This is a genomic window from Burkholderia sp. MSMB1459WGS, from assembly GCF_001534535.1.
Lineage (GTDB): Bacteria > Pseudomonadota > Gammaproteobacteria > Burkholderiales > Burkholderiaceae > Burkholderia.
This window is the reverse complement of record NZ_LPMU01000044.1, coordinates 227,747-254,254: the sequence shown is the minus strand read 5'-3', so window position 1 is coordinate 254,254 and position 26,508 is coordinate 227,747. Positions and strand designations below refer to the sequence as shown.

19 protein-coding genes and 1 tRNA gene are annotated in these 26,508 nt (G+C 66.3%); 13 read left to right on the top strand and 7 right to left on the bottom strand.

Features of this window, described 5'->3' with window-relative positions:
- Positions 1-86: 86 nt before the first annotated feature.
- From WT97_RS17835 to WT97_RS17810, 6 genes are all read left to right on the top strand, one after another.
- The gene (locus WT97_RS17835) at positions 87-1,205 is read left to right on the top strand and encodes an HlyD family secretion protein (protein ID WP_059793906.1); all 1,119 of its coding nucleotides are present in this window, start codon (positions 87-89) and stop codon (positions 1,203-1,205) included.
- Positions 1,198-2,784: an MDR family MFS transporter gene (locus WT97_RS17830; protein ID WP_059793904.1), complete on the top strand. Its 1,587-nt coding sequence runs from the start codon at positions 1,198-1,200 to the stop codon at positions 2,782-2,784. Before WT97_RS17835 ends, WT97_RS17830 begins: the two co-directional genes overlap by 8 nt.
- A gap of 13 nt (positions 2,785-2,797) precedes the next feature.
- Entirely contained in the window at positions 2,798-4,285 is a 1,488-nt protein-coding gene (locus WT97_RS17825) for an efflux transporter outer membrane subunit (RefSeq protein WP_060035758.1), read from the top strand.
- A 224-nt stretch (positions 4,286-4,509) separates the two neighbouring features.
- Positions 4,510-6,045, top strand: a complete 1,536-nt coding sequence (locus WT97_RS17820) for a catalase (protein ID WP_060353949.1) — start codon at positions 4,510-4,512, stop codon at positions 6,043-6,045.
- A gap of 77 nt (positions 6,046-6,122) precedes the next feature.
- On the top strand, positions 6,123-6,734 hold the full coding sequence (locus WT97_RS17815) for an ankyrin repeat domain-containing protein (RefSeq protein WP_059793900.1): 612 nt from the start codon (positions 6,123-6,125) through the stop codon (positions 6,732-6,734).
- 81 nt (positions 6,735-6,815) lie between these two features.
- Complete coding sequence (locus WT97_RS17810) at positions 6,816-7,286, top strand: VirK family protein (protein WP_059501189.1); 471 nt, start codon at positions 6,816-6,818, stop codon at positions 7,284-7,286.
- Positions 7,287-7,394: 108 nt separating this feature from the next.
- On the opposite strand, the gene WT97_RS33005 is transcribed toward WT97_RS17810, so the two are convergent.
- Entirely contained in the window at positions 7,395-7,562 is a 168-nt protein-coding gene (locus WT97_RS33005) for a hypothetical protein (RefSeq protein ID WP_179949784.1), read from the bottom strand.
- A 260-nt stretch (positions 7,563-7,822) separates the two neighbouring features.
- Between WT97_RS33005 and WT97_RS17805 the strand changes: the two genes are divergently transcribed.
- From WT97_RS17805 to WT97_RS17785, 5 genes are all read left to right on the top strand, one after another.
- A complete protein-coding gene (locus WT97_RS17805; protein WP_060353948.1) occupies positions 7,823-8,980 on the top strand; it encodes an efflux RND transporter periplasmic adaptor subunit in 1,158 nt (385 codons plus the stop codon).
- A gap of 20 nt (positions 8,981-9,000) precedes the next feature.
- Positions 9,001-12,144, top strand: a complete 3,144-nt coding sequence (locus WT97_RS17800) for an efflux RND transporter permease subunit (protein ID WP_060353947.1) — start codon at positions 9,001-9,003, stop codon at positions 12,142-12,144.
- A gap of 4 nt (positions 12,145-12,148) precedes the next feature.
- Entirely contained in the window at positions 12,149-13,579 is a 1,431-nt protein-coding gene (locus tag WT97_RS17795; protein ID WP_060353946.1) for an efflux transporter outer membrane subunit, read from the top strand.
- A 101-nt stretch (positions 13,580-13,680) separates the two neighbouring features.
- Entirely contained in the window at positions 13,681-14,373 is a 693-nt protein-coding gene (locus WT97_RS17790) for a response regulator (RefSeq protein WP_060353945.1), read from the top strand.
- 62 nt (positions 14,374-14,435) lie between these two features.
- Positions 14,436-14,993 carry a histidine kinase gene (locus WT97_RS17785; protein WP_257128510.1) on the top strand — a complete coding sequence of 186 codons (558 nt, stop codon included), beginning with the start codon at positions 14,436-14,438 and terminating at the stop codon, positions 14,991-14,993.
- Between the two features lie 143 nt (positions 14,994-15,136).
- Here WT97_RS17785 and WT97_RS34145 read toward each other — a convergent pair whose 3' ends face one another.
- Positions 15,137-15,580 carry a hypothetical protein gene (locus tag WT97_RS34145; RefSeq protein WP_156440271.1) on the bottom strand — a complete coding sequence of 148 codons (444 nt, stop codon included), beginning with the start codon at positions 15,578-15,580 and terminating at the stop codon, positions 15,137-15,139.
- Between the two features lie 43 nt (positions 15,581-15,623).
- Between WT97_RS34145 and WT97_RS17780 the strand changes: the two genes are divergently transcribed.
- On the top strand, positions 15,624-17,459 hold the full coding sequence (locus WT97_RS17780) for a protease pro-enzyme activation domain-containing protein (protein WP_059793892.1): 1,836 nt from the start codon (positions 15,624-15,626) through the stop codon (positions 17,457-17,459).
- Positions 17,460-17,601: 142 nt separating this feature from the next.
- Here the strand turns inward: WT97_RS17780 and WT97_RS17775 are convergent, their stop codons facing one another.
- Positions 17,602-18,252, bottom strand: a complete 651-nt coding sequence (locus tag WT97_RS17775; RefSeq protein WP_060353943.1) for a pyridoxamine 5'-phosphate oxidase family protein — start codon at positions 18,250-18,252, stop codon at positions 17,602-17,604.
- Positions 18,253-18,488: 236 nt separating this feature from the next.
- Between WT97_RS17775 and WT97_RS17770 the strand changes: the two genes are divergently transcribed.
- Positions 18,489-19,985: a PLP-dependent aminotransferase family protein gene (locus WT97_RS17770; RefSeq protein WP_060353942.1), complete on the top strand. Its 1,497-nt coding sequence runs from the start codon at positions 18,489-18,491 to the stop codon at positions 19,983-19,985.
- 7 nt (positions 19,986-19,992) lie between these two features.
- Here the strand turns inward: WT97_RS17770 and WT97_RS17765 are convergent, their stop codons facing one another.
- The 4 genes from WT97_RS17765 to dnaG form a co-directional block, all read right to left on the bottom strand.
- Positions 19,993-21,543, bottom strand: a complete 1,551-nt coding sequence (locus tag WT97_RS17765; RefSeq protein ID WP_060353941.1) for a phospholipase D family protein — start codon at positions 21,541-21,543, stop codon at positions 19,993-19,995.
- A 315-nt stretch (positions 21,544-21,858) separates the two neighbouring features.
- Positions 21,859-21,937, bottom strand: a tRNA-Ile gene (locus WT97_RS17760).
- A 138-nt stretch (positions 21,938-22,075) separates the two neighbouring features.
- Positions 22,076-24,493: an RNA polymerase sigma factor RpoD gene (gene rpoD / locus WT97_RS17755; protein WP_080747667.1), complete on the bottom strand. Its 2,418-nt coding sequence runs from the start codon at positions 24,491-24,493 to the stop codon at positions 22,076-22,078.
- Positions 24,494-24,581: 88 nt separating this feature from the next.
- Positions 24,582-26,459: a DNA primase gene (gene dnaG, locus WT97_RS17750; protein WP_059793965.1), complete on the bottom strand. Its 1,878-nt coding sequence runs from the start codon at positions 26,457-26,459 to the stop codon at positions 24,582-24,584.
- Positions 26,460-26,508: the final 49 nt, after the last annotated feature.

Below are 26,508 nucleotides of genomic sequence, written 5' to 3'. Positions count from 1 at the left end.
CCTCGTCATTCGATCGATCGACATTCTACTTGACACAATTTTATCAACTGGAATAATTCTTCCACTTGGAATAAATTGGATCCCGCATGTCGACGCCACAAGACCCGCCACAGAAAGCAGATCGTCAGGAAAACGGAACAACGCCGCGCAACGGCGGAACGAAGCGGCGCATCCTGCTCGCGGTCGCCGTGCTCGCGGCCGTCGGCGGCGCGGTATGGCTCGGCCGCTGGTGGACGATCGGCCGCTTCATCGAAAGCACCAACGATGCGTACCTGCAGGCCGACAGCATGACTGCCGCGCCGAAGGTCGCCGGCTACGTGACCGACGTCTACGTGCGCGACAACCAGCCCGTCAAGGCCGGCGATCCGCTCGTACGGCTCGACGTCCGGCAGTACCAGGTGGCGCTCGCGCAAGCGCTGGCGACCGTCGACGCCCGTCGCGCCGATATCGCGCGCGCCGAAGCCGACATCAGCCAGCAGCGCGCGAATCTCGAACAGGCCGACGCACAGGCGAAGGTGTCGCGGATCAACGCGCAACACGCGAGCGACGAGTACACGCGCTATGCGCCGCTCGCGGCGACCGGCGCCGAAACGCACGAACGCGTGGCCGACCTGAAAAGCACGCGCGACCAGGCGCGCGCGACGCTCGCCGCGAACAACGCGTCGATCGCCGCCGCCCGCACGCAGATCGCGTCGTTCACCGCGCAGCTCCAGCAGGCGCGCGCGCAGCTCGAGGCCGCGCAGGCCAGCGCCGCCCAGGCGCAGCTCGACCTCGACAACACGATCGTACGCAGCACGCTCGCGGGCCGCGTCGGCGACCGCACGGTGCGCGTCGGGCAATACGTGCAGCCCGGCACGCGCCTGCTGACCGTCGTGCCGGTCGACTCGATCTATCTCGTCGCGAACTTCAAGGAAACGCAGATCGGCAACATGCGCGTCGGCCAGCCCGTCGAGCTGCATGTCGACGCGCTGCCGGACGGCCCGCTGTCCGGCGTCGTCGACAGCTTCGCGCCCGGCACCGGCGCGCAGTTCGCGCTGCTGCCGCCCGAGAACGCGACCGGCAATTTCACGAAGATCGTCCAGCGCGTGCCCGTGCGCATCCGTCTCGCCGCGAATGCCCGCGCGCAACGCATGCTGTTGCCCGGGCTGTCGGTGACGGTCGACGTCGATACGCGTTCGGCCCGCGACGAGCAGCATCATGGCTGATACGCCCGCCACGATACCCACGCCGCCGCACGAAGGCCGCGCGAGCGTGACCGACTGGATCGCGGTCGCGGCCGGTGCGCTCGGCGCGCTGATGGCGACGCTCGACATCTCGATCACGAACTCCGCGCTGCCGCAGATCCAGGGCGAAATCGGCGCGACCGGCACCGAAGGCACGTGGATCTCGACCGGCTACCTGATGTCGGAAATCGTGATGATCCCGCTCGCCGCATGGCTCACGCGCGTGTTCGGGCTGCGCAATTTCCTGCTGACGAACTCCGCGCTGTTCATCGCGTTCTCGATGATGTGCGGGTGGTCGCATTCGCTGCCGATGATGATCGCCGGCCGGATCGGCCAGGGCTTCACCGGCGGCGCGCTGATCCCGACCGCGCAGACGATCATCCGCACGCGCCTGCCGCTGTCGCAGTTGCCGGTCGGGATGACGATGTTCGGCCTGATCGTGCTGCTCGGGCCGCTGTTCGGCCCCGTGCTCGGCGGCTGGCTCGCGGAGAACGTGGACTGGAGCTGGTGCTTCTTCCTGAACCTGCCCGTCTGCCTGCTGCTGATGGCGCTGCTGGTGTTCGGCCTGCCGTCGGACCGACCGCAATGGAGTGCGTTCTTCAACGCGGACTGGCTCGGCATCCTCGGCCTCGCGATCGGCCTGAGCTCGCTGACCGTCGTGCTAGAGGAAGGCCAGCGCGAACGCTGGTTCGAATCGCAGATGATCGTCACGCTGAGCATCGTGTCGTTGGTCGGGATGATCCTGATCGCGTTGTCGCAGCGCTTCGCGAAACGGCCGATCATGCGGCTGTCGCTGATGCGCAACCCGCGCTACGCGAGCGTGATCGTGATCGTGTCCGCCGTCGGCGCCGGGCTGTATGGCGTGTCCTACCTGTTGCCGCAGTTCCTCGCGATCGTCGCCGGCTACAACGCGGAACAGGCCGGCGCGATCATGCTGCTGTCCGGGCTGCCGGCCTTTCTCGTGATGCCGATCCTGCCGCGTCTGCTCGGCAAGGTCGATTTCCGCATTCTCGTGATCACGGGGCTGCTGCTGTTCTGCCTGAGCTGCATGCTCGACATCAGCCTGACCGCGCAGAGCGTCGGCCACGATTTCGTGTGGTCGCAACTGATCCGCGGCCTCGCGCAGATGCTCGCGATGATGCCGCTCAACCAGGCGTCGATGGCGGCCGTCGCGCGCGAAGACTCGGGCGATGCGGCCGGGCTCTACAACATGGCGCGCAACCTCGGCGGCTCGATCGGGCTCGCGATCATCGGCACCGTGATCGATCGGCGCACGACCTTCCATACGGCCGCGCTGCGCGAATCGGTGACCGCGAACTCGCCCATCGGTCAGGATCGACTGTCGGCCTATGCGGCCAACTGGTTCGCGCACACCGGCGATCTCGCGTATTCGAACATGCGCGCGCTCGGCCAACTGGCGCAGCAGATCCAGATCCAGGCCGTCGTGATGACCTATTCCGAAACCTTCTATCTGCTGGGCCTCGCACTGCTCGCCTGCGTGCCGCTCGCGCTGCTGCTGAGAACGCCGCGCGGGCCGCAACCGATGTCGTCCGGCCATTGACCCGTCATACGCGATGAAATCCTTCCCCCTGCTCCGCCGCCCCGCGCTCACCCTGTGCGCGGCCGCGTGCCTGCTCGCCGGCTGCACGGTCGGCCCCGACTACCGCGGCGCGCCCGCCGCACCCGATGCACCGATCTTCGTGCGTGCGCCGGCCACCGGCGTCGACACCACCGCACCCGCGCCGAGCGCGTGGTGGCACGCGCTGAACGATCGGCAGCTCGACGAGCTGATCACCGCGGCGCTCGTGTACAACCCCGATCTGCACGCCGCGCAGGCACGCCTGCGCGCGGCGCGCGCGCAGCTCTCGCAGCAGCGCGCCGCGCAGATGCCGAAATCGTCGGCCACCGTCGCGGCCATCCGCATGCGCGAACCGGACGTCGGCGCGCTCGGTTCGCTGCTGCCGTCGAGCGGCTCGGGCCAGTCGGGCGGCACGTCGCCGTCGCTCGGCGGCTCGGGGCCGCTGCAACTCTATTCGGCGGGCTTCGACGCGACCTGGGAAATCGACCTGTTCGGCGGCACGCGCCGCGCGGTCGAAGCCGCTTCCGCGCAGGCCGAAGCCGTCGATGCCGATCTCGCCGACACGCAGGTGTCGATCGCGGCCGAAGTCGCGAATGCGTATGTCGACCTGCGCGACCAGCAGCAACGACTTGCGTTGTCGCGGCGCACCGCGCAATTGCAGCAGCAGATGCTCGAACTCACGCAGCAGCGCCGCGCGCGCGGCGTCGCGGCCGATGCGGACATCGAGCGGCTGACGACGCAGGTCGAGAACACGCGCGCGTCGCTGATCCCGCTCGATGCGCAGGTAACCGAATCGCTCGACCGTCTCGCGATCCTGACGGGCCGCGCGCCGGGCGCGCTCGACGCCGTGCTGTCGACCCCGGACGCAGCGTTGCCGACGCTGCCCGGCAGCGTCGCGATCGGCGACCCGGCCACGTTGCTGAAACAGCGCCCCGACATCCGCGCGGCCGAACGCCGGCTCGCGTCGAGTCATGCGCAGATCGGCGAGCACGTCGCCGACTATTTCCCGAAGGTGACGTTGCTCGGCGATCTCGGTTTCAGCGCGACCGACCCCGGCCACCTGTTCCGCAAGCAGAATTTCACGTGGATCGGTGCGCCGTACCTGCAATGGAACATTCTCGACTTCGGACGCACGCGCGGCGCGGTACGCGCGGCCGAAGCGTCGCGCGACGAAGCGGAAGCGAATTATCAGAAGGCCGTGCTCGGCGCATTGCAGGATGCCAACACCGCGCTGCAGCGTTACGGGCATCAGCGCGAGCACGTCGTCGCGTTGACGAAGGTGCAGACGTCGGCCGTGCATTCGCGCGCGCTGATGGACCAGCGCTATCGCGCGGGCGTCGCGTCGATGATCGACCTGCTCGATACGCAACGCGAAGCGCTCTCCGCGCAGCAGAACGTGATCGCCGGGCAAGCCGAACTGATCAAGAACTACGTGTCGATACAAAAGAGCCTCGGGCTCGGATGGCAAACGAGCGCCGGTTGACGGCGCCGCCAGAAATCATGCACGGCCGATGCATCATGCGCGCCGCAACGACTCCCTGCGCGCGCAACGATACGGTTTCGTTTCGTGCGCAACGAAGGGTTCGCGCGGCATCGACCCCACGGCTATCGAAAACATATCGAATATCAATTAGCCAATCGTCTGACGATCTCTTCTAATTCAGTCGGCTTCCCCACCACCGATCGGATTCAAGGAGTTCCATCGTCATGTCCTCATCTTCCCATCGCGTGCTGCGGCACGCAGTCGCCGCGATCTGCGTGGCACTCTCCGCTGCTCCGCATGCCGCCGAACTCACGCGCGACACCGGCGCGCCCGTGGGCGACAACCAGAATTCGCAAACGGCCGGCCCCGCCGGCCCGGTGCTGCTGCAGGACTCCGCACTCATCGAGAAACTGCAGCGCTTCGATCGCGAGCGCATTCCGGAACGCGTCGTGCATGCACGCGGCACCGGCGCATTCGGCGAGTTCGTGCCGAGCGCCGACATCTCCGACCTGACGAAAGCGAAGGTCTTCACGCCCGGCACCCGCACGCCCGTGTTCGTGCGCTTCTCCACCGTGATGGGCTATCGCGGCTCGCCCGAGCAGGCGCGCGACCCGCGCGGCTTCGCGGTGAAGTTCTATACGCAGCAGGGCAACTGGGACATGGTCGGCATCAACTGGCCGGTGTTCTTCATCCGCGACGGCATCAAGTTCCCCGACTTCGTGCACGCGAACAAACCGAGCGCGGTGACCGGCGTGCAGGATCCGAACCTCGCGTTCGATTTCTTCGCGCACACGCCAGAAGCGACCCACATGCTGACGATGCTGTATACGGACGCCGGCATGCCCGATTCGTATCGCCGCATGGACGGCTTCGCGGTGCACGCGTTCAAGTTCGTCAATGCGCAGGGCGAGGTGCACTACGTGAAGTTCCACTGGAAGAGCCAGCAAGGCGTGCACGGCCTGCGGCCGCAGGAGATCGCTGCATCGATCGGCCGCGACTGGAACATGATGACGAACGACCTGTACGGCGCGCTGAAACAGGGCGATTTCCCGAAGTGGGATCTGTACGTGCAGGTGCTCGCGCCGAAGGACCTGAACCGCTTCGACTTCGACGCGCTCGACGATACGAAGGTCTGGACCGGCGTGCCTGAACGCAAGATCGGCACGATGACGCTCAACCGCGTGCCCGATAACTATTTCCAGTCGACCGAGGAATCGGCGTTCGCGCCGTCGCGGCTCGTGCCGGGCATCGAACCGTCCGAAGACCGGATGCTGCAGGATCGCCTGTTCGCATACGCCGACACGCAAATGTACCGGCTCGGCGCGAACTACATGGATCTGCCGATCAACCGCCCGGTCGTACCGGTCGTCAACAACAACCAGGACGGCAAGATGAATGCCGGCGACCGCAAGGGCGAGGTGAATTACGAACCGTCGACGCTGAACGAACTCGCGCAGGATCCGCAGTACAAGTCGGTCCGCATGGCGCTCGGCGGCACGACGCAGCAGGAAGCGATCCGCAAGAAGCTGCCGTTCCGTCAGGCGGGCGAGTACTACCGCAGCCTGTCGCAGCAGGACAAGGACGACCTCGTCACCGCGCTGTCCGGCGATCTCGGTCAGGTGAAGAACGCGCACAACCAGTACGCGATGCTGTCGTACTTCTACAAGGCCGACGCCGATTACGGTACGCGCCTCGCGCAGGCCGTTCACGCGAACGTCCAGCAAGTGCAATCGCTCGCGGCGAAGCTGAGCGACAACTGATCCCGCGACGACGGTCGCTGCCGACGTGTGCGCTCGCCCCGCGCACGTCGGCCCGGCCACCTCATCAGGACATCCTCATGCGATCCGAACGCTTCACCCACGCGATCCGCGCGGCCGCGGCGTCGCTCGCGCTGGCCGCGCTCGCCGGTTGCGCGCACCTGCCCGACCGGCCTGCATACGGCAAGGCCGACCCTGCCGCGCTGCGCCGCTATGACGACGACTGGTTCGACGCCGCGCGCGTCGGCCGCGTCGATATCCTGCGCGCGTTGCACGACGCCGGCTATCCCATCGACGCCACCGACAGCCACGGCTATACGGCCGTGATCCTCGCGTCGTACGATGGGCAGCCTGCGGCGCTCGACTACCTGTTGTCGGCGGGCGCCAATGCGTGCATTGGCGATCGTCACGGCAATACGGCGCTGATGGGCGCCCTCTTCAAGAACGAACCCGACATCGCGCGGCGCCTGATCGACACGCACTGCCCGATCGACCAGACGAACGGCGCCGGCGAAACCGCGCTCGGGTTCGCGACGCTGTTCAACCGCTTCGAGCTGATTCCGCTGCTCGTCGCGCATGGCGCGAATCCGAACCATGTCGACCGGCGCGGCCAATCGCTGCTTCAACTCGCGCTGACGCACGACAACACGTATGCCGCGGACGCACTGCGGGATGCCGGCGCCAAACGGTAGTGCGACTACGGATCGACCGTCTGAACGATGCGGATGCGCCGTGCTATCGTGCCGTTGGTTTCATCGCACGGAGACGGGAAAATGCTGAATCGCTTCGCCATTGTTCTGGTTGCCGCCGGCGCGACAACCAGTCTCGCTGCCGCCGCCGCGAGCCCCCAGCCGGACAGCGCCAATTCGTATCGTCAGTTGCGCACGCGGCTCTTTGCCGGCGCGACGGTCACCGCGATCTTTTCGCCGAACCAGTGCCAGCACGCGCAGCAGGCGGCTACCCAGGCAGCGGCGCCCACCGTGTCCGGCGGCTTCGCGATACGCGACTTCATGGAAGTCGGCGGCAATACGCTCGCGTTCGCCAACCAGCACCTCACCGTCCAGCCGAGCGGCGCGACCGTACTCGAGCTGATCCAGTACCGCGTGATGCAGGACGAAAGCGCGACGGTGACGGTACGCTCGCTTTCGCCCACCACGTACCAGCCCGTCGCACCCGCGCAGGTTTTCCAGTGCACGCTCGGCGACGGCCTTCGTTTCGCGTACGCGTGGCGGGATCGCGACTGACGCCGGAACTTCGTAGCGAATGCGGAAATTCGCACGGAAACAGCAGGAGTACTACGAAATTCGGTTGACGTACGGAACAGGAAAAATCGATCCGTGCGTCGTCCGCGCTCACGTTCCGACTCGAAAATACTCGTCGAGCAGACGATAGAATGCGATCCGCTCCGGATCGGGATGGTCGATCCCGTACCGCATGAAGAAAGGCGCAGCCCATTCGCTGGCCGGGTCCGCTTCGATATCGCGCGATGCCTGCGCCGGGTCCCGATAGCGATCGGCCAATGGCGCGCTCGTCGCCACGCACCGCTTTCGGCAGCATCCACGCGCGCCCCGCCGCCGACACGACGCCGGGCACCCGGCAGACCCGTCGTCCCCAGCCAGCGTGCCGCCAAGCGTCGTCCGCCCCCGCCGCCATCGTTTTTCGGTGCCATTCGCCACCTCCATCGAATCTCCATCTTTCCGCATCAAAGACACCAACTACGCGCGTCAGACTCCGGTCCGTCAAAGCAGGCAGTGGGCTGCCTGCGCTTCCTGGAGTCGCTATGAACAATCAGAAACGATGCTGCCACGGCGCCGTATGCGCGCTGGTGGCGGCAATGCTGGCGGGTTGCGGGCCGTCCGAACAGCAGGCCGCCGCGCCGGCCACACCGGTGGCGGCCATGACCGTGGCCGCCACGCGCGTCGACGTGACCGAAGACTTGCCCGGCCGCGTCGCGGCCGTGCGCGTGGCCGAGATCCGGCCGCAGGTGAGCGGCATCGTGCAACGCCGGCTGTTCGAACAGGGCACCGAAGTTCGTCCGGGCCAGCCGCTGTTCCAGATCAATCCGGCGCCGTTCAAGGCGGAGATGGACACGGCCGCCGCATCGCTGCAGCGCGCGCAGGCCGCACTCGAACGCGCGAAGGTGCAGGCCGCACGCTTCAAGCCGCTCGTCGAGGCCGATGCGATCAGCCGCCAGGTGTACGACGACGCCGTATCGCAACGCGACCAGGCCGCGGCCGACGTCGCGCAGGCCCGCGCGACGCTTGCGCGACGCCAGCTCGACCTGAAATTCGCAACCGTGGAAGCGCCGATCGCCGGCCGCATCGACCAGGCGCTCGTGACCGAAGGTGCACTGGTGTCGAGCAGCGACAGTCAGCCGATGGCGCGCATCCAGCAGATCGACCAGGTATACGTGGACGTGCGCCAGCCGGCCGCCTCGCTCGACGCGCTGCGCGGCGCGCTCGCGGCTCAACCGCAAGCGTCCGACGGCAACGGCCTGCCGGTCGACGTGCTGCGCGACGACGACACGCGCTACGACGTCAAGGGCCGCATGCTGTTTTCGGGCGTCAACGTCGATCCGGGCACCGGTGACGTGCTGCTGCGCGTGCTGGTCGACAACCCGAAGCGCCAGTTGCTGCCGGGCATGTACGTGCGCGCCCGCATTCCGCGCGCCCACTACGCAAACGCCGTGATGGTGCCGCAACAGGCCGTCGTGCGCGCCGGCGGCAAGCCGCAGGTATGGGTGCTCGACGCGAAGGGCAACGCGCATCTGAAGGCCGTCGAAGTCGGCGAGCTCACGAACCGCAGCTACCGCATCAAGTCGGGCCTGCAGGCCGGCCAGAAGATCGTCGTCGAAGGCATGGAACGCCTGACCGACGGCGCGGCGGCTGCCGCAACCGACTGGAAGTCGCCTGACGCGGCCGCCGCATCCGCGCACTGAGTCACGAGGAGCCTCCCGCCATGGCTGAATTCTTTATCCGCCGCCCGGTGTTTGCGTGGGTGATCGCCCTCTTCATCATCCTGATGGGGCTGATCGCGATCCCGCAGCTGCCGGTCGCACGCTACCCGTCGGTCGCACCGCCGTCCGTCACGATCACCGCGAACTATCCGGGCGCCACGCCCCAGACGATGAACGACGGCGTGCTGAGCCTCATCGAGCGCGAGCTGTCCGGCGTCAAGAACCTGCTCTACTTCGAATCGTCGGCCGACACGTCCGGCAGCGCGCAGATCACCGTCACGTTCAAGCCCGGCACCGATCCGGAGATGGCGCAGGTCGACGTGCAGAACAAGATCAAGTCGATCGAGCCGCGCCTGCCTGCCGCCGTGCGCCAGAACGGGCTGATCGTCGAATCCGCGTCGTCCGGCTTCCTGATGCTGATCGGCCTGCGCTCCGACAGCGGCCGCTTCGACGAAGGCGCGCTCGCCGACTACATGGCGCGCAGCGTGTCCGAGGAATTGCGGCGCATCGACGGTGTCGGGCGTGTGCTGCAGTTCGGCTCCGAGCGCGCGATGCGCATCTGGGTCGATCCGCAGAAGCTGATCAATTTCGGTTTGTCGATGAGCGATCTGACGACCGCGATCGGCCAGCAGAACGTGCAGATCGCGCCGGGCAGTCTCGGTGCGCTGCCCGCGCTGCCGGGCCAGCGCGTGACCGTGCCGCTCACCGCGCAGGGCCAGCTCACCACGCCGGAGGAATTCGCGAAGGTCGTGCTGCGCGCGAACGCGGACGGCTCGAAGGTCGTGCTCGGCGACGTCGCGCGCGTCGAGCTCGGTTCGCAAAACTACATGTTCGTGAGCCGCGAGAACAACCGGCCGGCCACGCTCGCCGGCGTGCAGCTCGCACCGGGCGCCAACGCCGTGAAGACGGCGGACGCGATCCGCACGCGCATGGCCGAACTGAGCAAGTCGATGCCGTCGGGCATGACCTACTCGATCCCGCTCGACACGTCGCCGTTCGTCAAGATCTCGATCGAGAAAGTGCTGGCCACGCTGTTCGAGGCGATGGTGCTCGTGTTCCTCGTGATGTACCTGTTCCTGCAGAACGTGCGCTATACGCTGATCCCGGCCATCGTCGCGCCGGTCGCGATGCTCGGCACTTTCTCGGTGATGCTGCTGACCGGCTTCTCGATCAACGTGCTGACGATGTTCGGCATGGTGCTCGCGATCGGCATCATCGTCGACGATGCGATCGTCGTCGTCGAGAATGTCGAACGCCTGATGGCCGAGGAGGGACTGTCGCCGAAGGACGCGACGTCCAAGGCGATGAAGGAAATCACGGGCGCGATCGTCGGCATCACGCTGGTGCTGACCGCGGTGTTCCTGCCGATGGCGATGGCGAGCGGCTCGGTGGGCGTGATCTACAAGCAGTTCACGCTGTCGATGGCCGTGTCGATCCTGTTCTCCGCGTTGCTGGCGCTGACGCTCACGCCGGCCCTGTGCGCGACGATGCTCAAGCCGCTCGCGCCGGGCCACCACGAGAAGCGCGGCTTCTTCGGCTGGTTCAACCGCCGCTTCGACCGCCTGACGAAATGGTACGAGACGCGCGTCGGCCGCCTGGTCGGCCGCACGGGCCGCGTGATGCTGGTGTTCGTCGCGATTGCGGGCGCGCTGGTGTTCGGCTTCCGCAGCCTGCCGTCGTCGTTCCTGCCGGACGAGGATCAGGGCTACTTCATCACCAGCTTTCTGCTGCCCGCTGACGCTACCGCCGAGCGCACGCACGACGTGGTCAGGACGCTGGAGCGGCATCTTGCTTCGCGTCCGGCAATCCAGTCGAGCATTTCCGTGATCGGCTACGGCTTCTCGGGCCAGGGCCCGAACGCGGCAATCAACTGGTCCGTGATGAAGGACTGGAAGAATCGCGGCGGCGCGTCGACGCTCGAGGAAGGCATGCTCGCGCAGCAGGCGATGGCCGGCGTGACCGAAGGTACGGTGATGAGCCTGCTGCCGCCGGCCATCGACGAACTCGGCAACAGCTCGGGCTTCTCGATGCGCCTGGAAGATCGCGCCAACCAGGGCACGGCCGCGCTCAAGGCTGCGGAAGCCAGGCTGCTCGAACTCGCCGCGCAAAGCAAGGTCGTAACCGGCGTGTACCCGGACAGCCTGCCCGCCGGCACGAGCATCCGCCTCGAAATCGATCGCGCGAAGGCGCAGGCGCTCGGCGTGTCGTTCGCGACGCTCAGCGACACGCTGTCGACCGCGATGGGCTCCACCTACGTGAACGACTTCCCGAACGCCGGCCGCATGCAGCAGGTGATCATCCAGGCCGACGCGCCGGCGCGCATGCAGATCGACAACGTGATGAAGCTGTACGTGCGCAACGCGGCCGGCGGCATGGTGCCGCTTTCCGAAGTGGTGCGCCCGGTGTGGGCCGACACGCCGCTGCAGATGGTGCGCTTCAAGGGCTACCCTTCCGCGCGGATCTCCGGCACCGCCGCCCCCGGCCAGTCGAGCGGCGCGGCGATGGCCGAGATGGAACGTCTCGCCGCGCAATTGCCGCCGGGCTTCGCGGTCGAGTGGACCGGCCAGTCGCTGCAGGAACGCCAGTCGGCGTCGCAGGCGCCGATGCTGATGGTGCTGTCGATGATCGTCGTGTTCCTGGTGCTCGCCGCGCTGTACGAAAGCTGGTCGATTCCGCTGTCGGTGATGCTGGTGGTGCCGCTCGGCCTGATCGGCGCGATCGGTGCGGTGCTGCTGCGCGGCTTGCCGAACGACGTGTTCTTCAAGGTCGGGATGATCACCGTGATCGGCCTGTCCGCGAAGAACGCGATCCTGATCGTGGAGTTCGCGAAGCAATTGCGCGAGGAAGGCAAGGGATTGATCGAGGCAGCCGTGCAGGCGTCGAAGCTGCGCCTGCGCCCGATCCTGATGACCTCGCTCGCATTCGGCCTCGGCGTCGTGCCGCTGATGATCGCGACCGGCGCCAGCGCCGAGACGCAGCACGCGATCGGCACCGGCGTGTTCGGCGGCATGGTGACCGCCACGGTGCTGGCCATTTTCTTCGTCCCCGTTTTCTTTGTGTTCGTGATGAGCATCCAGGAGCGCATCGGCGCATGGCGGGCTTCCCGCAAGCAGCCGGCGGCCCCGACTCACGGACAGGAAGGTTGATGCCATGCGACTGCTTATTCTTCCCCTCGTCCTCGCGCTGTCGGCCTGCTCGCTCACGCCGACGCTGGTCAAACCCTCGATGCCGGTGCCGACGGCCTACACGGCCGCCGCTGCCGCCGATCTCCACGCGAACGCCGCCGATCTCGGCTGGCGCACGATGTTCGGCGACCGTCGCCTGCAGCGCCTGATCGAGCTCGCGCTCGACAACAACCGCGACCTGCGCGTGGCGGCGCTGAACGTCGAGGCCGCCGAAGCGCAGTACGGCATCCAGCGCGCCGCGCGTCTGCCGTCGATCGGCGCCGGCGCGAACTTCATGCGCCAGCGCACGTCGGACGACACGCAGTCGAATCCACCGCTGTTCGGCACGACGCAAAACCAGTACGGCGTGAACGTCGGTATCAGCGCGTTCGAGATCGACCTGTTCGGCCGCGTGAAGTCGCAATCGGATGCCGCGTTCGCGCGCTATCTGGCAACCGATCACGGCCGCCGCGCGGTGCAGATCTCGCTCGTCGGCGGCGTGGCGGACGCGTACTTCGCCGAACGCCTCGCGCACGAGCAGCGTCAGTTGTCCGAGCGCACGCTCGCCGACTGGCGACAATCGCTCGATCTCGCGCGCCGCCTGAAGGAAGCGCATCAGGCGAGCGGCGTCGACATCGCGCAGGCAGAAGGCCAGGTCGCGAGCGCGACGGCCGACCTCGAAGCGCGCACGCGCGCCGTCGAGCAGGCGCGCAACGCGCTGCGCCTGCTGGTCGGCGCCGAGCTGCCCAAGGATCTGCCCGAGCCGCTACCGCTTCAGCAGCAACCGGTGATGACGCAATTGCCGGCCGGCCTGCCGTCCGAGCTGCTGTTCCGTCGCCCGGATATCCAGCAGGCCGAACAAAATCTCGTCGCCGCGAATGCGGACATAGGCGCCGCGCGCGCCGCGTTCTTTCCGCGCCTGTCGTTGACGTCGTCGATCGGTTTCCTCAGCCCAGCGATGGGCAGCCTGTTCGACGGCGGCCAGCGCGTGTGGAGCTTCGCGCCGCAGGTCACGGTGCCGATCTTCCAGGGTGGCCGGCTGCGTTCCGAGCTGCGTCTCGCGCAAGTGCGCAAGTCCAGCGCGATCGCCGAATACGAACGCGCGATCCAGGCCGCGTTCCGCGAAGTAGCCGACGGCATCGCCGGGCGCGAAACCTTCGGCCGCCAGATCGACGCGCAGACGCGCGTGGTCGCTTCGGCCGAACGCCGCACCGACCTGTCGAACCTGCGCTATCGCGCGGGTGTCGAGGGGCGGCTGGAGCTGCTCGATTCGCAGCGGCAGCTCTATGCGGCACGGCAGACGCTGCTCGACCTGCGCCGCGACGAGCTCGGCAATGCCGTTGCGCTGTACAAGGCGCTCGGCGGCGGTCTGACGGACCAGGACGTCGCACCGTCGAAGCGCCTGGCGCAGAACTGAACGAACGACGCCGTTGCGCCCCGTGCGGCAGCGTGGCGCAACGGCGTGCCCCGGCCCGGCCACGGGCCGCCCCGACTGTTCGACATCGCACGGTACATTCCATGACGAATTCCCTGATACTGATCGCGGAAGACGAGCCCGACATCTCGGACATCCTCGATGCATACCTGAAGCACGACGGCTTTCGCACCTACCGCGTCGCCGACGGGCAAGCGGCGCTCGACGTGCAGCCGCGCCTGAAGCCCGACCTGATCCTGCTCGACGTGAAGATGCCGCAGAAAAACGGCTGGGACGTGCTCGCCGAGTTGCGACGGCGCGACAATACGCCCGTTGTCGTCGTCACCGCGTTCGATCGCGACCTCGACCGGCTGCAGGCCCTGCACGCCGGCGCGGACGACTACATCGTCAAACCGTTCAACCCGGCCGAAGTCGTCGCGCGGTTGCGCGCGATCCTGCGCCGGTCCGTCGCGCCGCCGACCACGCGCATGCTGCGCGTCGGCGACCTCGAGGTCGACACCGACAGCTATCTGGCCCGCGTGCGCACGGCGGGCACCGAGGTGCCGATCACGCTGACGCTGACGGAGTTCCGGCTGCTCGCGCACCTGGCGAGATCGCCGAGCCGCGTATTCACGCGCGGCGAGTTGCTCGACGCGTGCATGGCCGACGTGAGCGCACTGGAGCGCACGGTCGACAGCCACATCTGCAGGCTGCGCAAGAAACTCGAACAGGCCGGCGCACCTGGCATGCCGGAAGTGATGCGCGGCGTCGGCTACCGGCTGCGAGGCGTGCGGTGACGTTGTCGGCACGGCCCGGCCGGCAGATCGGGCGGGCGTTCGGCCTCGCCGCGAGCGTCGTCGTGCTGCTCGCCTGCACCGTCGCGTTCTTCGTCCACGCACTGCATGCGCCGGCCGCGCTGCTGCGCGACGCGACGACCGACGTCATGCTCCGCAGTGCGTCCACTTACCTGGTGCCGGCGACGGCGCTGTTCGTCTGCCTGCTGGCCGCCGCGTTCGACCTGCTCAGGCTGATCCACCGTATGCTCGCGACGCTCGACGCCATGGCGGACACCGCCGCCCGGACCGTCGCCGGCGATTCGTCGGCGCGCACGGTTTCCCGTGCCGGCTGTCCGGCCGACCTGTCGCGCTTCATCGAGCATTTCAATGCGATGACTCATTCAATGAAACCTGCGAATTCATCCGATGCGACGGCCACCTTCTCCGGCAACAGTCGCGTCACGCGCACCCGGCTCGCCGAACTCGAAACTCGGCTCGACGCCATCAGGACGCTCGCCACCGATGCCGACGCGTCCTCGCGCGATGCGCTGCTTCGGCATGTCGACGCGCTGTTCCGGATCGTCGACGACCTTCAGGTCGCCGAACGACAGGCCCCGCCGATTCGAGCATTTCCTCGATAACGACTGGCCATTGCAACACGCATCGGAAAGGATCGGCGAGTCGCTTTCGGCATTACCTGCGTTGCCGGTTTCGAACATTACAAAATACCGCCGATCTTTTCAAAATCATTGCGCTTTATCAGCTTTAACTTTGTTTCATATAATCAAAAAAAGTTTGACATCATACTTTCGTTCTTGATACCGTCCGATGCAAGCAATCCGACGGATTGCCTGCCACGCAAACGATTCCGCTCCACGTTTTTTTCGCTTCCGCTGCACCGAAGTACGCGCCGCCGAATGATGCGTTCGCCCGCCGGCGCGTGCAGCATCCCGATGCATTTCACTGGACGGCTGCCATCCGGCAGCGGGCCGAAGGATCGAATCAAATGAGCAGGACAACGAAGCTGTTGCTCTAGCATTCCCGCCCGCGCCGAATCCGGCGCGACTGCGCCGCCCTGCGGCGCAGCCTTTCCGTTACCGCGTTTTTCGTATTTCGCCCCCGGAGAAAAAACCGCTTTCCGGATCGGGCGAAAGGCCCTGTCGCGTCCGTGCCACCCGCCCGCATGCGACAGAAAGCGGCGGTGCATGACCGCACCGCTGTCGACCATCGTTGTTCGTGCCGTTCGTTGTTCAACCGGAGGGGTAATTCAAATGAATCAGGTTGCAAACAAGAAACAAAAGCACATTCGCACCGTCAATCTCGCACTCGCCGCCGCGGCCGCAGCCGCGTCGTTCGGCATGGCGACCGCCCATGCCGCGCCCGCGGCCGGCTGGACGGAAACGCGCACCAAGGGCTTCCTGCCGCTCGTGCAGCAGAACGAAGCCGGCACGGCCGGCGCGCCCGCGGCGAGCACGGCTGCCGCGGCGGCCGCCGCGATCGACATGGCGCCCGGCGAATCGGTGGACATCGTGCTCGGGCTGAACCTGCGCAACGAAGCACAGCTCGATCAGTACCTGCGCGACCTGCATACGCCCGGTTCGCCGCACTACCGGCAGTTCCTGACGCCTGCACAATTCGCCGCGCAATATGCGCCGACCGACCAGCAGGTCGCGTCCGTCGTCGCGCATCTGCGCAAGGCCGGCTTCGTGAATATCGTGGTCGCGCCGAACCGGCTGCTGGTCTCCGCGTCCGGCACCGCGGGAACCGTCCAGTCCGCGTTCCGCACGACCCTCAAGCGCTTCACGCGCAACGGCCGCAGCGTTTATGCAAATACCGACGCCGCGCAAGTGCCGAACGCGATCGGCAACATCGTCGGCGCGGTGCTCGGCCTGCAGAACGTCGAGCTCATGCATACGGGCGCGGGCGGCAAGCCGCAAGGCAACACCAGCAACCTGACGATCCCGGCCGGCGCGTCGGCGGTGCCGCACAACCCGACCGAATTCTCGTCGATCTACGGCGGCGACGGCACGCCGACGGCCTCGCAGACCACGGTCGGCATCATCTCCGAAGGCGATCTGTCGCAAACGGTGAGCGACCTCAATACGTTCGCCGCGAACAACGGCCTCGGCACGATCAGCAGCAGCATCGTGAAGACGGGCCCGGCCGGCAGTTCGTACACCGACACCGACGGCACCGTCGAATGGAACCTCGACAGCCAGTCGATCGTCGGCACGGCCGGCGGCAGCGTGAAGCAGGTCGTGTTCTATACCGCGCCGTCGATGACGCTCACCGCGATCACGGCCGCGTACAACAAGGCCGTGACCGACAACGTCGCGAAAGTGATCAACGTATCGCTCGGCGTATGCGAATCGTCCGCGTACAGCACCGGCTCGCAGGCCACCGACGACACCATCTTCAAGCAGGCGGTCGCGCAAGGGCAAACCTTCTCGGTTTCCGCCGGCGACCACGGCGCGTACGAATGCGCGAGCGGCACGCCGTCGCGTTCGACCTACACGGTGAGCGAGCCGGCCACGTCGCCGTACGTGATCGCGGTGGGCGGCACGACGCTGTTCACCAATACGTCGACCAATGCGTACAACAGCGAAATCGTCTGGAACGATCCGAGCTGGCAGCCGGGCACCGTATGGTCGACGGGCGGCGGCTACAGCAAGTACGAGGCCGCGCCGACGTGGCAGTCGTCGACCCTCACCGGCTCGACCAAGCGCGCGCTCCCCGACGTCGGCTTCGACGCCGACCTGCGCACGGGCGCGATCCTCGTCGTGAACGGCCAGACGTCCGACACGCTGTGGGGTTCGGGCTACCTGAACAACGAAGGCGGCACGAGCCTCGCCGCGCCGATCTTCACGGGCATCTGGGCGCGGCTGCAGTCGGCCAACAACAATACGCTCGGGTTCCCCGCGTCGAGCATCTACAAGTACTTCCCGAGCAACGCGGCGCTGCTGCACGACGTCACGTCCGGCAACAACGGCAGCGGCACTTACGGCTACAAGGCGAAGGCAGGCTGGGATGCGACGACGGGCTTCGGCAGCGTGAACATCTCGAAGCTGAACGCGTTCATCCAGAGCACGTCGGATTTCGCGCGCTGACGAGCCATTGACCGAACCGGATGCGCAAGCGCGACGTCTCGTACGCAACCGCATCCGACGACCCGCGAAGGCTGCGCAACCTTCGCGGGTCCTCTGCGAGCCGTGCCGTCTCGCCTCTTCCGATGCGGCCTCGTCGCGCCGCTCAATCGGCCCAGTTCCGGACATAATCCGGCACCGGCACGTTACCGTCGGCATGCACCGGCGCGCCGCGCGTCGTCTTCAACGGCAAGATCCCGGCCCAGACCGCCAGCCCGAGATCCTCTTCCTTGTCGGACGGCAGCGAATCGCTGATTTTCACGGCCGCTTCCGACATCGAAATCCGCAGCACGCCGGTCGCATTGATTTCCTTCGAATTGCCCGGCCGCGCTTCGTGCTTGCGGCCCGGCGCGATCTTGTCCATCAATGCATCCAGCGCGGCGAGTTTTTCCTCGCTGCCTTCCACCACGTCGAACTGCCCGTAGATCACCGCGGATCGATAATTCATCGAATGATTGAACGCGGACCTGGCCAGCACGAGGCCGTCCAGAAGCGTCATCGCGACGCAAGCCTGCGCGCCAGCCGACAGCGCCTTGATCATCCGGCTGCCGTTGGACCCGTGGATATAGAGCTCGTCGCCCTTTCTCCAGTGCGCGGTCGGGATGCAGTGCGTGTTCTGCCCGTCGCCGAACGCGATGTGACAGACGTACGCGTCGTCCACGATGCGGTAGAGCATCGTGCGATCGTGGCTCGCCAGCTCGGGCAGGCGGCGAACCGTCGTACGTGGCGTGGAAGAGAGAGGAGTCCGGTCGTTCATAGATCTGTAGTGCGAAATGAATGGTATCGGCATCGTGCCGTATCCGGGCGTGAGCGCGCGGTCGTCCGACCCATCGACAGTCGCTTGCCGAATCGAGCAAAATACGCGCGTATCGCAAAGCCGCGCCGATCGCCAAGAATGCGCGTGCACCGGCCTGCCCCGCGAGAACATGAACGATACGATGCGCGTGGCATCTTCGAAAGAACCAGCACAAGGAAAATTTCTGGAACCAGCCCATGGATCTCGCGCTGCTCATCTCATCGCTTTCCAGACAGGACGGCGCGACGACACATAGCCAGCAAGAAGCCCTCTACCGGAGCCTGCGCGACATGCTGCTGGACGGGCACCTGCCGCCCGGCACGCGGCTCGCGTCGACGCGCGTGCTCGCGGCCGAACTTGGCATCGCGCGCAATTCCGCGGTCTATGCGTACGAGCGCCTGGCCGAGGAAGGCTTCGTCGCGGCCACGCGCAACGGCACGATCACGTTATGGGACGGATGCAGCCGGCCGAGCGCCGTCCATGAGGACGGCCCTGCACCGGTTCACCTGTCGGCGCGCGTGCAGGGGCTGGAGAACGCCGACCCCGAGCCCGAACGCATGCTGCCGTTCGTTCCCGGCCTCCCTTCCCTCGACGAATTCCCGGTTGCCCAGTGGCGCCGGTGCATCGAGCGTGCATGGAAGACCATCACGCCCGCCCGGCTCGCGTACGGGCCGGTCGAAGGGCTACCCGAACTGCGGCGCGCGGTGGCCGCGTACATTCGCGTCTCGCGCGGCGTACGCTGCGACACGGGCCAGGTATTCATCACCGACGGCACGCAGAGCAGCCTCGAACTCTGCGCGCGCATGCTCGCGAATCCCGGCGACTACGGCTGGCTCGAGAATCCTTGCTACAACGGCGCGAGGACCGCATTCCGGTCGACCGGCCTGAATCCCGTGCCGATCGAGGTCGATCGCGAAGGCATGGCGCCGACCGACGAGCAGTGGCACACCCGCCCGCCGCGGCTGATCTACACGACGCCGTCGCACCAGTACCCGCTCGGCGCGCTGATGAGCCCCCGGCGACGCGCGGCGCTCGTCGAGCGCGCCCGCGCATGCGGCGCGTGGATCATCGAGGACGACTACGACAGCGAATTCCGTCACGGCGGCCAGCCGCTGCCCGCGATCCAGGGCCTGCATGCCGATGCCCCGGTGTGCTATCTCGGCACGTTCAGCAAGACGATGTTTCCCGCTCTTCGGCTCGGTTTCATGGTGGTGCCGCAGGTGCTCGTCGAGCGCTTCACCGGCACGCTGCGCGAACTCGTCCATCGCGGTCACTCGGCCGACCAGCTGGCGATGGCCGAATTCATCGACAGCGGCCTGTTTGCGCGGCACCTGCGGAAGATGCGGGCGCTCTACGCCGCCCGGCGCAGCAGCCTCGAAGCGGCGCTCGCGCGCCATCTCGGCACGTCGCTGAGCGTGCGGGAAAGCCCGGGCGGCATGCATCTTTCCGCGGATCTCGCGGTGCCGCTGCGCGATACCGACGTCGCGCGTGCCGCAGCCGCCCGCGGCTTGCTGCTGCAACCGTTGAGCCACTACTGCATCGGAGACGGCCACCGCGGTAACGGCCGCCGCGGCGACGGCCGCCGGTACAACGGCTTCGTCCTCGGCTATTCAGGGCTGAGCGACGCGACGATCGAGACGGCGGCAATGCAATTCGCCGACATCATCGATCGGCACCGCCGCGCGCGGCGCTGAACGTCGCTCACAGTTGCGATTCGATCGGAAACAGCCCGAGGAACCACACTTCCATGCGCCGCGGGACGGATACCTCCGGCTCGTGATCGATCTCGGTGATCTTCCCGTCCGCGTCCGTCTGAATCCACTTGAGCCGCCCTTTGCCGGCCGGATCGGTTCTCGCGTCGACACGCCATGCAATCTGGTCGAGCCGCGCCTCCAGATCGTTGGCGACCTGCGACGCAATCGCCGGGCTCTCGCAGTAAACGCCGATCTCCGTATTGAGGTTCAGCGAGCGCGGATCAAGATTCATCGACCCGATGAAAATGCTCGTGTGATCGAACACGTAGGTCTTGGCGTGCAGCGACGCGCGCGACGAGCCGACGATGACCTGCTTCGAAATGCTCTTGTCGCCCGATGGCCGGCGCTCGTAAAGCCGCACGCCCGCGTTCACCAGATCGCTTCGATAGCGCCGGTAGCCGGCATGCACGGCCGCCACGTCGGTCGACGCGAGCGAATTGGTCAGCACCGTCACGCGCACGCCGCTCGCCACGAGCGCGCGCAACCGCTCGACCACCTCCTTGCCCGGCACGAAATACGGCGACACGATCAGCAGGTCGTGCCGGGGCTGCAACGCAAGCGCGCGCAACTGCGGCATCAGGTGCCCGTCGCTGTCCTTCGGCGCGTGCGCGATCTTCGACGGATCGTCGTACAACACCGTCGCATGCCCCCACGACAACTCCGTGCCCTGCCCATGGACGATCCGGTCGAGTCGCTGCCGGGCCTCGAGCACGTACGGATTGTCCTCCATCGCCCTCAGGTAGTCGCGCAGTCGCTCGCGTTCGCGATCGAGCCCGCCCGGCGCCGCATCGTGCCCGACCAGCGTATCGATCGGATACGCATACGGCGAATTCCAGAACGTATCGAATTCCGTCGAGATGTCCTTCACGACCGGGCCGTGAACGACGACGTCGAGATCGCCGAACTCCAGCATCGACGATGCGCCGAAATATTCGTCGCCGATATTGCGGCCGCCGACGATCGCCGCCTGGTTGTCCGCGATCATCGCCTTGTTGTGCATGCGCCGGTTGACGCGCGAGAACTCGAACACGGTGCCGATCTTCTTGAACCGGCGCGTGGCCACCGGATTGAACAACCGGATCTCGATGTTCGGATGCGAGCTGATCTCGAGCAGCTTGCGGTCGTCCGCGTTGGTGCCGAGATCGTCGAGCAGCGCGCGCACGCGCACGCCGCGATCGGCCGCGCGAATGATCGCATCGGCCAGTTCGTGCCCGGTCAGATCGTCGTGCCAGATGTAGTACTGCAGGTCGAGCGAGCGGTCGGCACGGTCGGCGAGCAGCACGCGCGCATCCAGCGCGTCGACCGGATCGGTCAGCAAATGAAACGCGTCCTGCCCCGGATGAGCGGCGGCCTGCTGCTGGAACGCGACGCCCAGCCGCGTATTGTCCGTATCGGTGAATGCATGCGTCGGCGTGCGATCGGCCTGCGGCGGCAGGCTCGCGCACGCAACGAGCATCAGCAACGACAGAATCGCACCCCACGAACGCAGCATGATCATGTTGGCCGCCCCCAAGGTCGGGCGAAGTCGGATTGTGATTGTTCTGGCTTCCGGCTGCCGGACGAAGCGCGGCACGGGTCCACGGTACGCGCGCTGCGGACCAGCGTGCGACCGGATCGCGCTACAGCATACTTCGATTGATATCGGGGCGGCACGCTTTCGGTGTTTCCGCGGTGGCGAAGATGCGACATGCAGCGTCGGCACGAACGCGTTCAATACGTTCGACACATTCAGGCGGCGCACCAAAGAAAAACCCGCGACGCCGTGCGGCATCGCGGGTTTCGAGGCTTCCCCGGACAACCGTGGAAGCGAATCTGGTGGGCCCCCCGGGAGTCGAACCCGGCACCAACGAATTATGAGTTCGCTGCTCTAACCAAGCATGAGCTAGGGGCCCAGACGAGAAGCAAAGCGTGCTACACGCCACCCCGACAACGAGGCCGGGCCGGCATTGTAACAACAAAGACGACAAAGGGAACGAACGCCACCGGCATCATGCGGATACCGGCGGCGTTCGCGGCACGGAGGCTGGAAATCAGTTCCCTTCGAGGAACGACTTCAGCTTGTCGGAACGGCTCGGGTGACGCAGCTTGCGCAGCGCCTTGGCCTCGATCTGACGGATGCGCTCGCGCGTGACGTCGAACTGCTTGCCGACTTCCTCGAGCGTGTGATCGGTGCTCATCTCGATACCGAAACGCATCCGCAGCACCTTCGCCTCGCGCGGCGTCAGCGAATCGAGCACGTCCTTCACGACGTCGCGCATGCTGGCATGCAGCGCGGCATCCGCCGGCGCGACCGTGTTGGTGTCCTCGATGAAGTCGCCGAGATGGGAATCGTCGTCGTCACCGATCGGCGTTTCCATCGAGATCGGCTCCTTCGCGATCTTCATGATCTTGCGGATCTTGTCTTCCGGCATCTCCATCTTTTCGGCGAGCGTGGCCGGATCCGGCTCGAGGCCGGTTTCCTGCAGGATCTGCCGCGAGATGCGGTTCATCTTGTTGATCGTCTCGATCATGTGAACCGGAATACGGATCGTGCGCGCCTGGTCGGCGATCGAGCGCGTGATGGCCTGACGGATCCACCACGTCGCATAGGTCGAGAACTTGTAGCCGCGACGGTATTCGAACTTGTCCACCGCCTTCATCAGGCCGATGTTGCCTTCCTGGATCAGGTCGAGGAACTGCAGGCCGCGGTTCGTGTACTTCTTCGCGATCGAGATCACGAGACGCAGGTTGGCCTCGGTCATTTCGCGCTTCGCCTGACGCGCCTTCAGTTCGCCGGCCGCCATCTGGCGGTTGGTTTCCTTCAGGTCCTTCAACGGCAGCACGACGCGCGCCTGCAGGTCGAGCAGACGCTGCTGCTGTTCGCGGATCGCCGGAACGTTACGCGACAGCACCGCGCTGTACGGATGGCCTTCCGCGGCGATCTTCTCGGCCCAGTCGAGATCCGTCTCGTTGCCCGGGAAGCGCGCGATGAATTCCGAGCGCGGCATGCCGCACTTGTCGACGACGATGTGCAGGATCTGACGCTCGACCTGGCGCACTTCGTCCACCTGCGCACGCAGCGTATCGCACAGGCGTTCGACGGTGCGCGCGGTGAAGCGGATCGTCATCAGCTCGCTCTGGATCGTTTCCTGCGCCTTCAGGTAGGCCTTCGACTTGTAGCCTTCCTTCTCGAACGCGCGGCGCATCTTGTCGAACCACTCGCTGATCTGCGCGAACTTCTCGAGCGACGCGCGCTTGAGGGCTTCGAGCTGGGCGGCGTTGGCCGATGCCTGCGCGGCACCGTCGTCTTCCTCCTCTTCCTCTTCTTCCTCTTCCTCTTCGGCTTCCTCGTCCTCGTTCTCGATGGCTTCCGCTTCCTTCGCGGAGAAGCCGTCCGTATCGGTGGAGTCCGAAGCATTCGGATCGAGCAGGCCGTCGACGAGTTCGTCGACGCGGATCTCTTCGTTCGCGACGCGTTCGGCCATCGCGAGGATGTCGGCGATCGTGGTCGGGCACGCGGAGATGGCCATCACCATGTGGCGCAGGCCGTCCTCGATCCGCTTCGCGATCTCGATTTCGCCTTCGCGCGTGAGCAGCTCGACGGTGCCCATCTCGCGCATGTACATCCGGACCGGATCGGTCGTACGGCCGAATTCCGAATCGACGGTGGACAGCGCGACTTCCGCTTCCTCTTCGACTTCATCGTCCGACGACGCGGCGGGCGCGTTGTCGTTCAGGAGCAGCGTTTCCGCGTCCGGCGCCTGCTCGTATACCGCCACGCCCATGTCGTTGAACGTGCCGATGATGCCCTCGAGGGCTTCGGTCTCGGTGAAGTTGTCCGGCAGGTGGTCGTTGATTTCGGCGTACGTGAGGAAGCCGCGCTCCTTGCCGAGCTTGATCAGCGCGCGCAGCTTCACGCGGCGCTCTTCGAGCTCCTCGGCCGTGCCCGGCGTGCTCGTCGCGAACGCTTCCTTCAGCAGCGCCTTTTCCTTGGCGCGACGATCGCGCACCTTGGATTTGCCCGGTGCAGCCGCGGCTGCGGGCTGCTCGTCGCTCTGATTTGCGTCGTCTTCGACGGATACTTCGTTCAGCTTTTTGGTCATGGAGTTCGCCGTACCGGCTATATCGACTCGCGGCTGCTGGACGACAGCCGGTTGAACCGTGGGTGCATGAGTAGTACGTACTGCCGTTTCGTCCGCGTCGGCAGTCGTGTCCCTTGCGCTTTTCGCACTTGCCCGCTTCGCCGCCGGCTTGGCCGGCCCGGAGTCGGGTCTGGCGGCAGCCCGTGTTCTGGCTGCCGGCGCCGGCGCAGCCTGAGCAGTGCCGGCCGCGGTTTTCTTTCCCGCAGGAGCTGACGTGGCTGAAGACGTTGTCCTGGCGGAAGAAGCAGACTTGGCCGCTGTGACCTTCTTGGTCGGCTCCGTCGAGCCCTTGCCTGTTGCTTTCTTTCCGCCTGTCGTCTTTGCCATCGCGATTCTCGCCTCTGCTTGGAAAACAAACCGCTGGAAACCTTATATTATAGCACGCTGGGGAACCCTCTCTAAGCGCCCCGGCCGCCTACAGCCCGAGCCGACGCTTCATGTCGGTTCGCTGCTGGTTCAATTCCGTCAATTCGGCCAATTCCTCGGGGGTGAAGGTGGATTGCCGCGCCAGCCTGTCCAGCCGGTCGCAGCAGGCGTCATAGCGCATCTTGAGCACTGCCGCCTGCAGCTCCTCCCCCGCAATCCGCTCCTGCTCACGCTGCCGCTCGGGCACCGTCTCGTCTTCCGGATTCTGTAACAGCAAATCGCGGACGTTTTCATCATAGTCCAGAATTTCGCGGAAGATTTCCTCGTAAGTCGCCGCGTTCGAGGACGTCCTCAGGACATCCGACAGCAGCCGGAACTCCGCGCCGTCGCCCAGCGCACGCGCATGATCGACGACTTCCGCGAACAGCTCGCCGATGCGCGGCAGCGCGCGCAGGGTCGCAATCTGTTCGTCGTCGAGCTGCGATGCGACGCGCGGATGCATCACCAGCGTGCGCAACGCGCGCTTTTCGCTGTCCGTCACGCGGCGCCGCTCGCTGCGCGCGGGCGCCTGGCGCGGCGCCGCCGCGATACGCGTATCCACGTCCGACAGCGCCGCGACCTCTTCGAACGGGATGTCGAGGCGATCGGCGAACATGTGCATGATCTGCGCGCGCAACGCGTTCGCAGGCAGCGCCTGCAACAGCGGCTTCGCATCGAACAGCGCCTTCGCGCGGCCTTCCGGCTGATCGAGCGCCTTGCCTGCGATTGCTTCGTTCAACAGAAATTGGGACAGCGGCATCGCGCGCTCGACCTGCTCGGAGAACGCGTCCGCGCCGAACTCGCGCACGTAGCTGTCCGGATCGTGCTCGGTCGGCAGGAAAAGGAACCGGATCGTGCGGTTGTCGCCTGCATGCGGCAGGCATGCTTCGAGCGCGCGCCGGGCCGCGCGCCGCCCGGCCGAATCGCCGTCGAAACTGAAAATGACCGTGTCGGTCTGACGCAGCAGCTTCTGCACGTGAATCGGCGTGCACGCGGTACCGAGCGTCGCGACCGCGTTCGGAAACCCTAGCTGCGCAAGCGCGACGACGTCCATGTAGCCCTCGACGACCAGCACGTACTTGCGCTCGCGAATCGCGAGCCGCGCCTCGAACAGCCCGTACAGCTCGCTGCCCTTGTTGAACAGCGGCGTTTCCGGCGAGTTCAGGTACTTCGGTTCGCCGCTGCCGAGCACGCGGCCGCCGAAACCGATCACCTGCCCCTTCACGTTGCGGATCGGAAACATGATCCGCTCGCGGAACCGGTCGTAGCGGCGCGCAACGCCCTGCGCATCGGTTTTCTCGCTGACGATCACGAGCCCCGCCTCGACGAGCGACTCGTCGCGATAGTCGGGGAACGCGGCCTCGAGGTTCTGCCAGCCGTCCGGCGCATAGCCGAGACCGAAGCGTGCGGCGATCTCGCCGGTCAGCCCCCGGTTCTTCAGGTACTGGATCGCGACGGTCGCGCCGCGCAACTGCTTGCGGTAGTAGTCGCACGCGGCCGTCATCGCGTCGGACAGCGCGGTCGCCACCGATTTCGACACGGGCGCCGGATAGTCGCCGCCCCCGCCTGCGCCCCCACCGCCGCCGCGCATCGACGGCTCGTGCGGCACGGTCAGGCCGACGGATTGCGCGAGCTCCTGCACGGCTTCCGGGAACGTGAGCCCCGCGTGTTCCATCAGGAAGCCGATCGCGGTGCCGTGCGCGCCGCAACCGAAGCAGTGATAGAACTGCTTGGTCGGGCTGACGGTAAACGACGGGCTTTTCTCGTTATGGAACGGGCACAGCCCCATGAAATTGGCGCCGCCCTTCTTGAGCTGCACGTACCGGCCCACCACGTCGACGATATCGACGCGGTTCAGCAAATCCTGCAGGAACGAATGCGGAATCACCGTGGGATCGAGCGAAAAAAGAGGATACGGCGCCCGGCGCACGCATCGC